Below are 14813 nucleotides of genomic sequence, written 5' to 3' on the forward strand. Positions count from 1 at the left end.
CTCGCCGCCCTGTTCGCGCCGCCACGCGCGGCTCCGCCGCCCGTGGTTCGCGGAGCGGGGAGCGCGATCGCCACGTTCCGGGCGGCGCCCGCCATCGGGACCGCCGGGGGCGCCCCCGCGGCCGCCGCGCGCGCCAGGGCGGCGGTGACCTCCTCCGCGAGCTGTCCGGGATCGACCGGGCGCGCGAGCTGCGGCGCTCCGGCGGGAGCGCCGTCGTCGCGGCCGAGGAGGATGAGCGGCAGGAGCGGGGCGCCGTCGCCCGCGGCGAGCCGCCGCGCGAGGGTGAGCGCCTCGCCGCCCTCGCAGGTGGCGCCCACGAGCGCGAGGGTGGGCAGCGCCTGCGCCATCACCGCGAGCGCGTCGGACGCGTTCGTCGCGAGCACCGTCTGGTGCCCGGCGCGCATGAGGACGCGCTTCACGGCCGAGATCTCGGCGATGTCGTCGTCGACCAGGAGGATGCGCGCCACGCCGCGCGATTATGGATCGCGCCCAGCAGGGGACCAAGCGGGCGCCTCCCCCGGCGGGTGCGATAGCGGCGCCGGATGCGCCGCGCCATCAGTCACAGCATCGAGTGCGGATCCATGTCGAAGCGCACCTCGGCGCCCCCCGGCGGCCGGTGGGCCACGCGCGCGAGCGCGCCGTGGACGCGGAACAGCGCCTGGGGCGAGCTCGCGCGGAAGAGGAGGTGCCAGCGGGTGCGCCCCCGGATCCGCTCGATCGCGGCGGGCGCGGGGCCGAGCATCGTCACCTCGCCCCGCAAGGACGGCCGGGCGGCCTCCGCGAGCGCCTCCGCGGTGCGGCGGGCGCCCGCCTCCGAGCCCTCGACCCGCGCGGCCAGGAGCCTGCCGAAGGGCGGGTAGCCGTGGCGCCGCCGGCGCTCGAGCTCACCCTCGGCGAACGCCGCGAAGTCGTGCCCCGCCGCGCAGGCGACGGCGGGCGTCGCGGGGTTGAAGGTCTGCACGAGGACGCGGCCCGCGTCGGCGCCGCGCCCTGCCCGGCCGGCGACCTGGGCGAGCAGCTGGAACGTCCGCTCGGCGGCGCGGAAGTCGGGGAGGGCGAGGGCGGTGTCGGCGAGCACCACCCCCACGAGCGTGACGCCGGGGAAGTCGTGCCCCTTCGTCACCATCTGCGTCCCGACGAGCACGTCGAGCTCGCGCCGCGCGAAGCGCGCGAGCAGCTCCGCGGTCTCCTCCGCCGTCCCCACCGCGTCGCGATCGAGGCGCGCGACGCGCGCGCCCGGCAAGAGCGCGCGGACCGCCTCCTCGACCTGCTCGGTGCCGACGCCCACGCCGAGCCGGGCGCCGCCGCACGAGGGGCAGGGCTCGCCGACGCGCTCGGTCCGGCCGCAGTAGTGGCAGAGCAGGATCCCGCGCCGCGCGTGGTGCGTGAGCGAGACGGCGCACTCGGTGCAGCGCGCCTCCTCGCCGCACGCCTCGCAGACGACGAGGGTCTCGTAGCCGCGGCGGTTCAGGAACAGGATCGCCTGCTTCCCGCCGGCGACCGTCTCCGCGAGCGCCTCGGCGAGCGGCGGAGAGACGAGCCCCGGGCCGAGATCGCGCCCGGGGCGCCGCAGCCTGGAGAGATCGACGAGCTCGACCTGCGGGAGCGGCCGGTCGTCGATGCGCGCGGGCAGCGAGAGGAGCCGGTAGCGGCCCCGCCGCGCGTTCTCCAGCGTCTCGAGCGACGGGGTCGCCGAGCCGAGCACCACGACCGCGCCCTCGAGCTTGGCGCGCACCACGGCGAGATCGCGCGCGTGGTAGGCGGGGCCGTCCTCCTGCTTGAAGCTGCCCTCGTGCTCCTCGTCGACGACGACGACGGCGAGGTCCGGCACGGGCGCGAAGATGGCGCTCCGCACCCCCACGCAGATGCGCGCCTCGCCGGCACGGAGGCGCTGCCACTCGGCGTGGCGCTCCGCCGGCGACAGGCCGGAGTGGAGCAGCGCGACCTCGTCGCCGAAGCGCGCCCGGAACCGGCCGGCGAGCTGCGGCGTGAGCGCGATCTCCGGGACGAGCACGAGGGCGCCCTTGCCCGCGGCGCGCGCGCGGGCGATGGCCTGGAGGTAGACCTCGGTCTTGCCGGAGCCGGTGATGCCGTGCAGGAGGAACGGCGTGAACGCGCCGAACGCCCCCGCGATGGCCTCGAGCGCCGCGGCTTGCGCAGGGGTGAGCGCGAGCGGCGTGGCGGAGGCGGGGAGGAGCCCGCCGCGCGCGACGGGCACCTCGCGCTCGAGCCGGACGAGGCCCCGGCGCGCGAGCGCGGCGAGCGCGGGCCGGCCGGACGGGAACGCGGCGCGCAGCTCCTCGACCGGGATGCGCCCGCGCGCGAGGAGGTACTCGAGGACCGCGCGCTGGACGCGCGCGCGCGCGAGGGTGGGGAGAGCGTCCGCGGCGGAGGCCTCCGGCGCGGCGTACTCGACGCCGCGGCGCACGGGCGGGGCGGCGCCCTTGCGCGTGTTGAGGCCGGGCGGGAGCGCGGCGCGGAGCAGCTCGCCCGCCGGGACGAGGTAGTAGTCCTCCGCCCAGCGGATGAGCTCGACGAGCTTCGGCGTGAACGGCGGGACCTGATCGAGCACCGCGGCGACCTCGCGCAGCGCCACGCCCTCCGGCGCCGAGGCGGGGAAGCCCACCACGTAGCCCGTCGCGCGCCGGCTCCTGCCGAAGGGCACGGCGACGCGCTGCCCGAGCGCGATCTCGGGGGCCAGCGCGGGTGGGGCGCGGTAGGTGAATGTCCCGCGCACCGCGGCGGCGACGGCGACCTCGACGAGCACGGCCGGGAGTGTAGCAAGCGATCCCCCCGCGCGCCCCGCGCGGTAGACTGCGCCTCCCGCCCACTGCCTTCCGAGGAGAACCCGATGCGCTCCCGCACGCTTCCGCTCGCCCTCGCCCTCGCCTCGATCGCCCTCGGCTGCGGCGAGCGCTCTTCCGAGGCGCCTCCGCCTGCACGAGAGCAGGCCGCGCCCGCCCCGTCGGCGCAGCCGTCCGCTCCTGCCGCCGAGACGGCGCCTTCAGCGACCCCGGCACCGGAGGCTCCGGCGCCGTCCCCGGCTCCGGCCGCGACGCCGGCTCCAGCTCCTGCGCCCGCCGCGAAGCCGGCTCCGGCCCCCGCCCCCGCCCCCGCCGCGAAGCCGGCCCCCACCCCGAAGCCCGCGCCGACGGCTCCGTCCGCAGAGGCCAAGCCCGCCACCGCCGCGGCGCCCGCCCCCGAGGCCGCCCCCGCCGCGCCCCAGGGCGCTCAGCACGCGAAGGTCGGCGACACGAAGTGCAAGATGTGCCACCGCGTCCAGCACCAGTCCTGGGCCGCGAGCCCGCATGCGGTCAAGGGACTCGACTGCGAGGGCTGCCACGGCAACGGCGCCGACTACTGGCCGGCGTCGGTCATGCGCGACCGCGAGAAGGCCATCGCGGCCGGGCTCGTCATGCCGACCCTCGCGACGTGCAAGCGCTGCCACGCGAGCCCGGACGCGTCGCTCCTCGCGAAGGTCCACGCGCACAAGGCGCAGTAGCGGATCGGCGGAAGGCGGGCTCCTCCCGGCGCTACCCGCCGAGGAGGAACGCCCGCGCCTCCTCGAAGATCCGGTCGAGCGACGCCGCGAGCTCGTGCCCGTCGTCGACCGCGACGAGCCGCGCCGTCGGGGTGCGCTCGACGAACGCCTCCACGTCCTCGAGCGGGACGGTGTCGTCGCGCGTGCCGGCGATGCACAGCGTCGGGACGCGGACCACCGGGAACGCCGGGAAGGCTCCGGCATCCTCGAAGAACTGGAAGCCGATGCGCCGCATGCGCCCGGAGGCATGGTGCATCGTCTCGAGGCCGTTCGAGCGCCAGTCCTCGAGCGCCCCCGGCCCGAGCCGGGCGCGCCAGCGCTCGAACAGCCGGAACGCCGGCGCGAGCAGGACGAGCTTCTCCACGCCGGGATCGCGCGAGGCCGCGACCGCGGCGAGATACCCGCCGAGCGAGCTGCCGATGATCGCGTGCGGCGGCGACCCCGCCCCGTCGAGCGCCGCCTCGGCGATCCCGAGCATGGAGGACGGCGTGGAGCGCTCGAAGCCCTCCGCGCCGGGCGTGAGATCCGGGACGTGGAGCGGCGCGCCGAGCGCGGCGAACCGCTCCGAGAGGACGCGCGCCTTGTGCGAGGACGGACCGGACGCGAAGCCGTGGAGGTAGAGGATCACGGCGCCGAGCCTAGCGTGGACGCACGCGGCGCGCTCGCACGAACGCCACGTCGACGCGGCGCCTCGCGAAGGCGACCGCCACGCCTCCGCCCGGACGCGCTCACCCGCCGTCCGGCCCCGGCTCGCCGCGGAGCGCGCGCAGCCGCTCGGCGAGCGTCTTCTCGAGCCCGTTGCCGGAGAGGCTCACGATCTGCTCGCCGCGGAGCGCGTCCGGGAGGTACTGCTCGGCGACGTAATGGCCCTCGAAGTTGTGGGGGTAGCGGTAGCCGCCGCCGTAGCCGAGCCCCTGCATGAGCTTCGTCGGCGCGTTCCGCAGCTTGAGCGGGACGGGCAGCGGGCCCTTCTCCTGCACGAGCCGGCGCGCGGTCGCGTAGGCGGTGAGGGCCGCGTTCGACTTGGGGGCGAGCGCGAGGTAGATGGCGGCCTGGCTCAGCGGGAGGACGCCCTCCGGCAGGCCCACGAGCTCCACCGCCTGGAGCGCCGCGACCGCGACCTGGAGCGCCTGCGGGTCGGCGTTGCCGACGTCCTCGGAGGCGAAGATCACCATCCGGCGGAGGATGAAGCGCGGGTCCTCGCCGCCCTCCAGCATCCGCACCATGTAGTAGACGGCGGCGTCGGGATCCGAGCCGCGCAGCGACTTGATGAACGCGGAGACGACGTCGTAGTGCTGCTCGCCCGCCTTGTCGTAGAGGATGGTGCGCTGCTGCAGCGCCTCCTCGGCGTCGGCGCGCGTCACCGCGGTCCGCCCCGCGAGCCGCACGGCGGAGGCCGCGACGTCGAGGGCGTTGAGCGCCCGCCGCGCGTCGCCGTACGCGTAGCGCGCGAGCGCCTCGCGCGCGTCCGGCTCGAGCGACACCGCACCGGCGAGCCCGCCCGGCGCCGCGACGGCGCGCTCGAGGAGCGCGCCCACCTCCTCCTCGGTGAGCGCGCGCAGCGTGACGACGCGGCAGCGCGACAGGAGCGCGGCGTTCACCTCGAACGAGGGGTTCTCGGTGGTCGCGCCGATGAGGGTGATGGTCCCGTCCTCGACGTGGGGGAGGAAGGCGTCCTGCTGCGCCTTGGTGAAGCGGTGGATCTCGTCCACGAAGAGGATCGTCCGCTTCCGGTGCAGGCGGCGCCGGTCGCGCGCGGCCGCGACGATCTCGCGGATCTCCTTGACGCCGCCGAGCACGGCGCTGAACGGCACGAAGTCCGTGCCGGTCCGCTGCGCGACGATGCGGGCGAGCGTGGTCTTCCCGGTGCCCGGGGGTCCCCACAGGATGAGCGACGGGACCTGGTCCGCCTCCAGGGCGCGCCGGAGCGCCGTGCCCTTCCCGAGCACGTGCTCCTGGCCGACGAAGTCCTCCAGGCGGCGGGGGCGCATCCGCTCGGCGAGCGGCTTTCCCCCCTCATCTTTCTCGGCCGCGCGATCGAAGAGGTCCATGGCGAACCGCTTATATAATGCCCGGCATGGAAGACCATCCGTGTCCCGTGCCGCGGCGCGTGGGGATCGTCCACAAGGTCAGCTCGGCGGAGGCGTCGGAGACGGCGCACTTCGTGGAGCAGTTCGTCCGCTCGAAGGGCGTCGAGGTCGTGACCGACGAGGCGGAGGTCGGCCGGTCCGCGGACCTCGTGGTCGTGCTCGGCGGGGACGGCACGCTCATCCATGCGGCGCGCCTGCTCGGGGGCCGGCCCGCGCCGATCCTGGGCGTGAACATGGGGAACCTCGGCTTCATGACCGAGGTGCCGCAGGCCGAGCTGTACCCCATGCTCGAGCGGGTGCTCGCGGGCGACGCGCTCGTGTCCGAGCGGATGAAGCTGCGGGTGCACCTGCACCGCGGCGGCCGGCCGGAGCGCGACGTGGACGCCGAGGTGCTGAACGACGTGGTGATCGGCAAGGGCGCGCTCGCGCGGATGGCGGAGCTCGACGCGCGCTGCGCCGGCGGCTACCTCGCCACCTACAAGGCGGACGGCATCATCGTCGCGACGCCCACGGGCTCGACCGCCTACGCGCTCGCCGCGAACGGCCCGATCGTCTACCCCACCATGCGCGGCGTGATCCTCGCGCCCATCTGCCCGCACACGCTCACGCAGCGGCCGATCGTGCTGCCCGACGAGCTCTCCGTGCAGATCGTGCTCATGAACGACTCCGAGGTGTACCTTACGCTCGACGGCCAGCGCGGCGTGAGGCTCGCGAAGGGCGATCTCGTGCAGGTGAAGCAGTCGTCGAACCGCGTCCTGCTCGTCAGGAACCCGAACCTCGACTACTTCGGCATCCTGCGCGCCAAGCTGCGCTGGGGCGAGCGGTAGAAAGCCGAGCTGCCGACGCGCCAGCGAAGGCGCAGGAGACCGGAGCCGAGGCGGGCACCCGCAGCGACGCGCGCCGCCGGCCCGGTATCGTGTCGCGACCCGCTCGTCGAAACGCAAGGCGCACGAGACCGGAGCCGAGGCGGGCAACCGCAGCGACGCGCGCCGAGGCGCACTGCTTCCGTGCGCCGCAGGCGCAAGGAGCGAGGACGCCCGCCGCAGGCCCGGGATCGTGCGCCGAGGCTCACGCAGGGGCGTGCGAGAGCGGAGGCGGCGGCAGGTTCCGGTACGTCTCGGCCGCGCCCGGGCCGTCGCAGGCGTGATCGGGCAGCGCGCTCGCCTCGTCGGTGACGACCGTGAAGTCGCACCAGCGGCAGCGGAACGCCGGGACCTTCACGGGCGGATCTCCCGGCACCTCGAGCTCGTGCCGCTCGAACAGCACGCGCACCGTCCCGGACACGTGGATCGTCATGGCGTCCTCCGTTGCCCCGAGCGTCCCACCGCGCCGGCGGCTCGGGAAGGCGCCTCGCCGGGACTCTCGCGGAGTCGGCTCGGCGGCTCGGAGGGCGGGCGCCCGAACGGATGGACCACTGAAAATTTGCGCAGTGTCAGGGAGCCGTGGATCAATGGCGCCATGCTCACGACGCTGCGCATCTCGGGCTTCGCGATCGTCGATGCGATCGAGGTCCGCTTTGGCCCGGGGCTGAACGTCCTCACCGGCGAGACCGGGGCCGGGAAGTCCATCCTCGTGAACGCGCTGCACCTCGTCCTCGGCGGCCGGATGAGCGCCGAGGTCCTGCGCGAGGGGGCGGAGGAGGCGGTCGTGGAGGGGCTCTTCGAGCTGCCTGCCGATCACCGCGTCCTCGCCCGCCTGCGAGACGCCGGGCTGCCCGTCGGGGCGGGGACCGTCTCGGGCGAGAGCGCGGAGCTCCTCGTGCGCCGGGTGGCTGCGCGCGGCGGGCGGGGCCGCGCGTTCGTGAACGGCGCGCTCTGCACGGTCTCGATGCTCGAGGAGGCGCTGCGCGGCCTCGTCGACGTGTCGGGCCAGCACGAGCACGTGTCGCTGCTCGATCCCACCACCCACACCGAGCTCCTGGACGCGTTCGCGGGCCTCAGGCACGCGCAGGCGGAGCCAGGGCCCGAGCTGTGCAGCGTGGAGCCGACCCTCCTCCGGTTCCGCGCAGCTCACGCGGCGCTCGCCGCCCTCGTCCGCGAGCGGGAATCCCTCGCCGCGGACGAGGGCGAGCGGGCGCGGCGGTCGGATTACCTCGCCTTCCAGCTCCGCGAGCTCGACGCCGCCGATCCGCGCCCCGGGGAGCTCGAGGCCCTCGAGGACGAGCGGCGCGTGCTCGCCTCGGCCGAGAAGCTCCGCGACGCCGCGCGCGCCGCGGAGGCGCTCGCCTACGGCGAGGAGGGGAGCGCGTCGGAGCGGGTGGCGCAGGCGGCCCGCGCGCTCGCGGAGGCCGGCCTCCTCGACCGCCGCCTCGAGGCGCCGCTCGCGCTGCTCCGCTCGGCGGCCGTCGAGCTCGAGGAGGCGGGGCGCGAGCTCGGTCGCTACGGCGACTCGGTGGGCGGCGATCCCGAGCGGCTCGCGCTCGTGGAGGATCGGCTCGAGCTGCTCCGCGCCCTCGCGCGGAAGCACGGCGGCTCGCTCGACGCGGCGATCTCCCGGCGGGTGGCGATGCGGGAGGAGCTCTCGCGGGTCTCGGGCGGCGGAGAGCGGCTGCGCGAGGTGGGCGCCGAGATCGAGCTCCGCGGGAAGGAGGCGCTCGCGCTCGCCGCGGAGCTCACACGGGCGCGCACCGCTGCGGCGCGCGCCTTCGCGGAGGCGGTCCGGCGCGAGCTCGACGGCCTCGCGATGGGTCGGTGCCGCATCGAGGTCGCCCTCCTCCCGCCCGAGGTCGGCGTCGAGGTCGGCGGCAGGCTCCTCGGTCCGGCGGGCGCGGAGCGGGCCGAGCTCCGGATCGCGCCGAACCCGGGCGAGCCGCTCCGGCCGCTCGCGCGCACCGCCTCCGGGGGTGAGCTCTCGCGCGTGTTGCTCGCGGTGAAGCGCACGCTGGCCAGGAAGGATCCGGTCTCCACTTACGTGTTCGACGAGGTGGACGCCGGGATCGGCGGAGCGGTGGCCGAGGCGATGGGACGCGTGCTCGCCGACGTCGCGCGAGGGCGGCAGGTCATCTGCGTGACCCACCTACCTCAGGTGGCGGCCTTCGCGGAGCGTCACCACCGGGTGGAGAAGCGCGTCTCCGGCGGCCGGACCGCCACCGCGGTCTCGCTCCTCGAGAGCGACGCGGCCCGTCGGGGGGAGATCGCCCGGATGATGGCGGGGGCGACCGTGACCGACTCCGCGATCGAGCACGCGGGCGCCCTGATCGCGGCGGCCCGGGCGCCCACCCCCGAGCGCGGCCGGCGCGCCGCGCCGGCCCGGGCCGCGGCTCGCCGCGTCAGCGCAGAGGCCCGAGATCGTTAGGCGCGCGGTGCGCCCGGATGCTACGCTCGACGCGTGGTGCAACCGGCCCTGCTCCCCGTCACTGCTCACGGCCTGACCGACGTCGGGCGCCGACGCGACCACAACGAGGACGCCCTGCTGGTCGACGACGACCTCCACCTCTACGTCGTGGCGGATGGGATGGGCGGGCATGCGGGCGGGGGCACGGCCTCGCGCCTCGCGGTCGAGACCATCCAGCGGACGGTCCGGGCGGCGCGGGCCAGGACGCCGGGCGCCTTCAACCCCGGCTCCGCGGAGTCGAGCGCGCTGCCGGGCATCCTTCGTGGCGCGGTCGAGCAGGCCTGCGCGGTGATCTACGCGGCGGCGCAGGCGGACCCGGAGCTCGCGGGGATGGGGACCACCGCCACGGCGGTGCTCGTCGACGGGCGCTCCGCCTTCGTGGCGCACGTGGGCGACAGCCGCTGCTACCTCCTCCGCGAGGGCCGCATCCGCCAGATCTCGGAGGATCACTCGCTCGTCGCCGAGCAGGTGAAGGCCGGCGCGATCACCGCGGACGAGGCGAGGAACAGCCGGTTCAAGAACATCATCACCCGCTCGGTCGGGTTCGAGCGCGAGGTGAAGGTGGACGTCATGGCCTTCGCCCTCGCCCCCCGAGACGCTGTGGTCGTCTGCTGCGATGGGCTCACGAACCTCGTGGACGACCACGAGATCCTCCGGATCGTCACCGAGGCGCCGCTCGCGGAGGCTGCGGCACGGCTCGTCGCCCTGGCGAACGCCCGGGGTGGCGACGACAACATCACCGTGATCGTCCTCCGGACGGGGAACTAGAGCCGGCGCGTGAAGCTCGACGCGGCGCGGCGTCCGCCCCGCTCGCGGCGCTCCGCGCGCGCTCCCGCGATGGGGCACCGGAGGTGAATGTGTAGGCAACACGCGCGCTTGACGCCGAGCGACCCCTCTGCTACCCGTCTGGACGTCTTTCGCGAGCTCCCGAGCACCCGGGGCTGGCGTTCTGGCTCGTCCGTCGCGTCGCTAGCTTGTCGGCGCGGCCAGGCGCGGCCGCGGAGCTCTATCGGGATGGCCGCACCTCCGAAGACGCAGGTCTTCACCGTCATCGTGGTCAGCGACCACTCGCAGGCCGTCCGGAAGTTCCGGGTGCCGCGACGCTGGCTCGTGAACCTCGCCTACGGCGGCGGCGTGGTCGCGCTCGTCGCGCTCGTCGTCGTCGGGCACTACTTCGCCCTCCTGGGGTCCGCGTCCGAGAACGCCGTCCTGAAGGAGGAGAACGCGCAGCTGCGCTCGCAGATCCTGCTCGTGCAGGAGAAGGTGGCGCACATCTCGGCGACGCTCGACCGCGTCGAGCGGTTCGACGCGAAGCTCCGCACCGCCGTCACGCAGCTCCAGGATCCCGAGCGGAACCTCGCCATCGGCCCGGTGGGCAACACGGACGCCGAGGCGCAGATCCCGGGGCCCGCTCCCGCCGCTGAGGCGAGCCTCACGGCGCTTCCGGGCAAGCTCTCCTCGCTGGAGGGCGAGGCGTCGCGGCAGGAGCAGAGCCTGCGCGAGCTGCAGGAGTACTTCGACGACCAGCGCTCCCTGCTCGCGTCGACGCCGTCGATCTGGCCGGCGCGCGGGTGGGTGACCTCCGACTTCGGGACGCGCCTCGACCCGTGGACCGCCGAGCGGCGCATGCACCACGGGCTCGACATCGCGACGCCGCACGGCCAGCCCGTCTACACGCCCTCCGACGGCACGGTGGTGTTCGCCGGCACCGAGGGGAGCTACGGCAAGGTCCTCGTCATCGACCACGGCTACGGCGTGAAGACGCGCTACGGCCACCTGTCCGAGATCTTCGTGCGGATGGGGTCGCACGTCCGGCGCGGGGACAAGGTCGCCGCGGTCGGGAACACCGGCCGCTCGACGGGCACGCACCTCCACTACGAGGTGCGGGTGAACGGGATCCCGGAGAACCCCCGCAAGTTCATCCTCGAGTGAGCGGCGTCGTCCGGCGCTCGCGCCGTAGCGCTGCGAGCAGCGCTGGTCAGCGGCCGCGCAGGAGCTCCGCCGGGATCCGCCGCGGGTCGAGCCGGGCATAGCCTGCGAACAGCGCCCCCGCGAGCGTGGTCTCGCGCTCGCCGTCGCGGGCCCGCCTCGCCTTCTCGCGGAGCGCGGTGTTGAGGACGCGGTCCCCGTCCGCCGGCTCCAGGGGACGATCGGGCGTCAGCACCCCGCGCACGACCTCGCGGCCGCCGCGGTGAAGGAAGACGACCGTGCCGTGCTCGACGCGCTCCACGACGCCGACGTGCGTGAAGCGGTCGTCTCGGGCGGCGTTGCGGTTCCGGTCGTAGGTGTCGTGGAAGAAGACCAGGTCGCCGGGGGCGGGCCACGCACCTCCTCCGCCGAAGACGGTGCCGTACCGTTCCATCGCACGAAAGAGCCCCGCCACCCCCGAGCGCTCCGCCGGCGCCGCCGCCGCGACGAGGCGGACGAGGGGCACGCCCTCGGCCATGTAGACCGCCTCCACGAACCCCGAGCAGTCGGCGTTCAGGCGCGCTCCCCCCACCTCGAAGCGCCCGGAGTGGCCGACGAGGGAGGCGGCGCGCGACGCGAGGCGGTCTGGCAGGTCGCCGCCGGCGAAGGGGTCCCTGCCCGCGCGGCCGGGGCCGGCGCAGGCGGCGAGCGCCAGGAGGACGAGCGCGGCCGAGCGTGCAGGCGCCACCCCTCGAAGATACCCCAAGCGCCCGGAACTTCCCCCGTTTGACATCCTATGGCGCGTCGTTACCTAACGGGGTAAGACGGGGCGCCCGCCTGTCGCCGAGCAGCGATCCGGCGGGCCCCCGTCTCTTTTGCTCGAGGGCCCCCGTGGTCAACTACGTCCTGAAGAAGATGCTCGGCACGAAGAACGACCGTGAGCTGAAGAAGCTCCGGCCGCTCGTCGCACGCGTGAACGAGCTCGAGCCGCGGATGAAGGCGCTCTCCGACGCCGACTTCCCGCGGCTCACCGCCGAGTGGAAGCAGCAGGTCCGCGAGAAGGGACGGCCGCTCGACGAGCTGATGCCGGAGGCGTTCGCGCTGGTCCGCGAGGCGGGCGTGCGCGCGCTCGGGATGCGCCACTTCGACGTGCAGCTCATCGGCGGCGCGGTGCTGCACTCCGGGCGCATCGCCGAGATGAAGACCGGCGAGGGGAAGACCCTCGTCGCGACGCTGCCCAGCGTGCTGAACGCGATCTCCGGCCGCGGGGTCCACGTCGTCACGGTGAACGACTACCTGGCCCGTCGAGACTCCGAGTGGATGGGCCGCCTGTACCGGTTCTGCGGCCTCACGACCGGCGTCATCGTCCACGGGCTCACCGACGCCGAGCGGCAGGCGGCGTACCACTCGGACATCGCCTACGGGCAGAACAACGAGTTCGGGTTCGACTACCTCCGCGACAACATGAAGTTCCGCCTGCAGGACTACGTGCAGGGGGAGCTCAACTTCGCGATCGTCGACGAGGTGGACTCGATCCTCATCGACGAGGCCCGCACCCCGCTCATCATCTCGGGCCCGTCCGACGAGTCGTCGGATCTGTACTACCGGGTGAACCAGGTCATCCCCTCGATGATCCGGGACCAGGACTTCACGGTCGACGAGAAGAGCCGGACGATCGTGATGAGCGACTCCGGCGTCGAGAAGATGGAGAAGAAGCTCGGGGTCCAGAACCTCTACGACCCGAACGCCATCGAGACGCTGCACCACGTCGAGCAGGCGCTCCGCGCCCACCACCTGTACCGGAACGAGGTCGACTACGTCGTCAAGAACGGCGAGGTCCTCATCGTGGACGAGTTCACCGGCCGGCTCATGCCGGGCCGGCGCTGGTCGGACGGCCTGCACCAGGCGGTCGAGGCGAAGGAGGGGGTGAAGATCGAGGCGGAGAACCAGACCCTCGCCACGATCTCCTTCCAGAACTACTTCCGCATGTACTCGAAGCTCGCGGGCATGACCGGCACCGCGGACACCGAGGCCGAGGAGTTCGCGAAGACCTACAACCTCGACGTCGTCGTCGTCCCCACGAACAAGAAGAACGTCCGCAAGGACTCGGAGGACGTCGTCTACAAGACGGAGGGCGAGAAGTTCAACGCCCTCTGCGACGAGATCGAGGGGCGGCACAAGAAGGGCCAGCCGGTCCTCGTCGGCACGGTGTCGGTGGCGAAGAGCGAGGTCGTGGCGACGCTGCTGAAGCGCCGCGGTGTCCCGCACAACGTCCTCAACGCGAAGCACCACCAGCGCGAGGCCGAGATCGTCGCCCAGGCCGGCCGCAAGGGCGCGGTCACGATCTCCACCAACATGGCGGGCCGCGGCACCGACATCATCCTCGGCGGGAACGCCGACATGATGGCGAAGCACGAGGTGGGGCTGGAGCCGGACCTGCCGATGGACGGCGAGACGGAGGAGTCCTTCCTCGCGCGGCGCGCCGACTGGGCGCGGCGCCTCGCCGAGACCACCGAGCGCCTCCACCAGCAGACCGGGACGGAGCACGAGGAGGTCGTCGGGCTCGGGGGCCTGCACATCGTCGGCACCGAGCGGCACGAGTCTCGCCGCATCGACAACCAGCTCCGCGGCCGCGCCGGCCGCCAGGGCGACCCCGGCTCGTCGATCTTCTACCTGTCCCTCGAGGACGAGCTCATGCGCATCTTCGGATCCGAGCGGATCCAGGGGCTCATGAGCCGCATGGGCATGAAGGACGGGGAGCAGATCGAGCACCCGTGGCTCACGAAGGCCATCGAGGGCGCGCAGAAGAAGGTCGAGGCGCACAACTTCGACATCCGGAAGAACCTGCTCGAGTACGACGACGTCATGAACCAGCAGCGCCGCTCGATCTACGGGCTGCGCCGCAGGGTCCTCGGCTTCGGGGCGGGCATCCCGGTGGTGGAGTTCGACGAGGACCCGAAGACCAAGAAGAAGACGCGCCGCGAGCAGGTCTTCACCTGGGTTGACCAGCGCGAGCACATGCTCGATCTCGTCGAGGACCTCGTGCTGGACATGGTCGGCGCGAGCTGCCCGAACCGCGTCTCCGACTGGAACCTCGACGGGCTCTCCGCGATGGTGAAGGAGCAGTTCGGCGTCGACATGAAGTTCGCGCTGCCCACCGGCAAGGCCGCCGAGGCGCGCCGCGAGATCGAGGAGCAGGTCTACGCGGTGGTCGAGAAGGCCTACCGGCAGAAGGAGGCCGAGCTCGGGACCGACGCCGACGGCGTCGCGGTGCTGCGCCGCTACGAGCAGTGGCTGTACCTGCAGGCCATCGACCAGCAGTGGAAGGACCACCTGCTCTCGATGGACCACCTGCGCCAGGGCATCGGCCTGCGTGGCTACGGGCAGAAGGACCCGAAGCAGGAGTACAAGAAGGAAGGCTACGAGATGTTCGTGCAGATGACCTGGCGCGTGAAGAGCGCCGTCATCGGCAACCTCCTCCGCCTCCAGCTCGTGCGCCAGGAGAGCGCCGAGGAGATCGAGCAGAAGCGGCTCGCCGCCCAGCGCCGGGCGATGCAGCGGATCACCGAGACGCACGCCGAGGCGGGCGAGGGCGGCGACGGCGAGGAGAAGCCGCGCGCGAAGCAGGAGACCGTCGTCCGCACGCAGCCCAAGGTCGGCCGGAACGACCCGTGCCCCTGCGGCTCGGGCAAGAAGTACAAGAAGTGCCACGGCGCGACCGAGGCTGCCGTCTAACGGGGGACTGCGTCCCCCGCCCCGTCGAGCGAAGCTCGGCGGGGCCCCACCCCCTGCTCGGCGGGGCCCGTGAACGGTCGCGTCCGCTTTCGCGGGTGCGCGACCGTTCCCCGCCGGAGGGGCTTCGCCCCTCCCGCGCGTTGCGCGGGGCCCTCCCCCGGAAGCGCCGTCGCCGGGGCCCCTGACTTCCGCCGGGGGACGCACAC

Annotated in this window: 11 protein-coding genes and 1 pseudogene; 6 read left to right on the plus strand and 6 right to left on the minus strand. The window is 73.9% G+C overall.

All coding sequences use genetic code 11. The annotated features are described in order from the left end of the window. A pseudogene (locus MNZ39_RS19615) lies at positions 1-467 on the minus strand (molecular chaperone DnaJ); the annotation flags it as partial. Between the two features lie 92 nt (positions 468-559). Further along, positions 560-2767: a primosomal protein N' gene (gene priA / locus MNZ39_RS19620; RefSeq protein ID WP_242340775.1), complete on the minus strand. Its 2208-nt coding sequence runs from the start codon at positions 2765-2767 to the stop codon at positions 560-562. 84 nt (positions 2768-2851) lie between these two features. On the opposite strand from priA, the gene MNZ39_RS19625 reads away from it, so the two are divergent. Beyond that, entirely contained in the window at positions 2852-3502 is a 651-nt protein-coding gene (locus MNZ39_RS19625; protein WP_242340776.1) for a hypothetical protein, read from the plus strand. Between the two features lie 31 nt (positions 3503-3533). Here the strand turns inward: MNZ39_RS19625 and MNZ39_RS19630 are convergent, their stop codons facing one another. Together MNZ39_RS19630 and MNZ39_RS19635 are read right to left on the minus strand one after the other, a co-directional pair. Further along, on the minus strand, positions 3534-4169 hold the full coding sequence (locus MNZ39_RS19630; protein WP_242340777.1) for a YqiA/YcfP family alpha/beta fold hydrolase: 636 nt from the start codon (positions 4167-4169) through the stop codon (positions 3534-3536). Between the two features lie 100 nt (positions 4170-4269). After that, positions 4270-5592 carry a replication-associated recombination protein A gene (locus tag MNZ39_RS19635; RefSeq protein WP_242340778.1) on the minus strand — a complete coding sequence of 441 codons (1323 nt, stop codon included), beginning with the start codon at positions 5590-5592 and terminating at the stop codon, positions 4270-4272. A gap of 26 nt (positions 5593-5618) precedes the next feature. Here MNZ39_RS19635 and MNZ39_RS19640 point away from each other — a divergent pair, with 26 nt between their 5' ends. Then, complete coding sequence (locus MNZ39_RS19640) at positions 5619-6458, plus strand: NAD(+)/NADH kinase (RefSeq protein WP_242340779.1); 840 nt, start codon at positions 5619-5621, stop codon at positions 6456-6458. Between the two features lie 241 nt (positions 6459-6699). Here the strand turns inward: MNZ39_RS19640 and MNZ39_RS19645 are convergent, their stop codons facing one another. Continuing rightward, positions 6700-6927 carry a hypothetical protein gene (locus MNZ39_RS19645; protein ID WP_242340780.1) on the minus strand — a complete coding sequence of 76 codons (228 nt, stop codon included), beginning with the start codon at positions 6925-6927 and terminating at the stop codon, positions 6700-6702. A gap of 162 nt (positions 6928-7089) precedes the next feature. Here MNZ39_RS19645 and recN point away from each other — a divergent pair, with 162 nt between their 5' ends. The 3 genes from recN (at position 7090) to MNZ39_RS19660 (ending at position 10896) form a co-directional block, all read left to right on the plus strand. Beyond that, complete coding sequence (gene recN / locus MNZ39_RS19650; RefSeq protein ID WP_242340781.1) at positions 7090-8925, plus strand: DNA repair protein RecN; 1836 nt, start codon at positions 7090-7092, stop codon at positions 8923-8925. 33 nt (positions 8926-8958) lie between these two features. Beyond that, positions 8959-9732: a Stp1/IreP family PP2C-type Ser/Thr phosphatase gene (locus MNZ39_RS19655; protein ID WP_242340782.1), complete on the plus strand. Its 774-nt coding sequence runs from the start codon at positions 8959-8961 to the stop codon at positions 9730-9732. Positions 9733-9978: 246 nt separating this feature from the next. After that, the gene (locus tag MNZ39_RS19660; RefSeq protein ID WP_242340783.1) at positions 9979-10896 is read left to right on the plus strand and encodes a M23 family metallopeptidase; all 918 of its coding nucleotides are present in this window, start codon (positions 9979-9981) and stop codon (positions 10894-10896) included. A 46-nt stretch (positions 10897-10942) separates the two neighbouring features. Here the strand turns inward: MNZ39_RS19660 and MNZ39_RS19665 are convergent, their stop codons facing one another. Beyond that, positions 10943-11620 (minus strand): NlpC/P60 family protein, encoded by a 678-nt coding sequence (locus MNZ39_RS19665; protein WP_242340784.1) that lies wholly within the window; start codon positions 11618-11620, stop codon positions 10943-10945. A gap of 143 nt (positions 11621-11763) precedes the next feature. Between MNZ39_RS19665 and secA the strand changes: the two genes are divergently transcribed. After that, entirely contained in the window at positions 11764-14607 is a 2844-nt protein-coding gene (gene secA / locus MNZ39_RS19670) for a preprotein translocase subunit SecA (protein WP_242340785.1), read from the plus strand. The last annotated feature ends 206 nt before the right edge of the window (positions 14608-14813 follow it).

It is taken from the genome of Anaeromyxobacter sp. SG66 (genome assembly GCF_022690805.1).
Taxonomy (GTDB): Bacteria; Myxococcota; Myxococcia; order Myxococcales; family Anaeromyxobacteraceae; genus Anaeromyxobacter; species Anaeromyxobacter soli.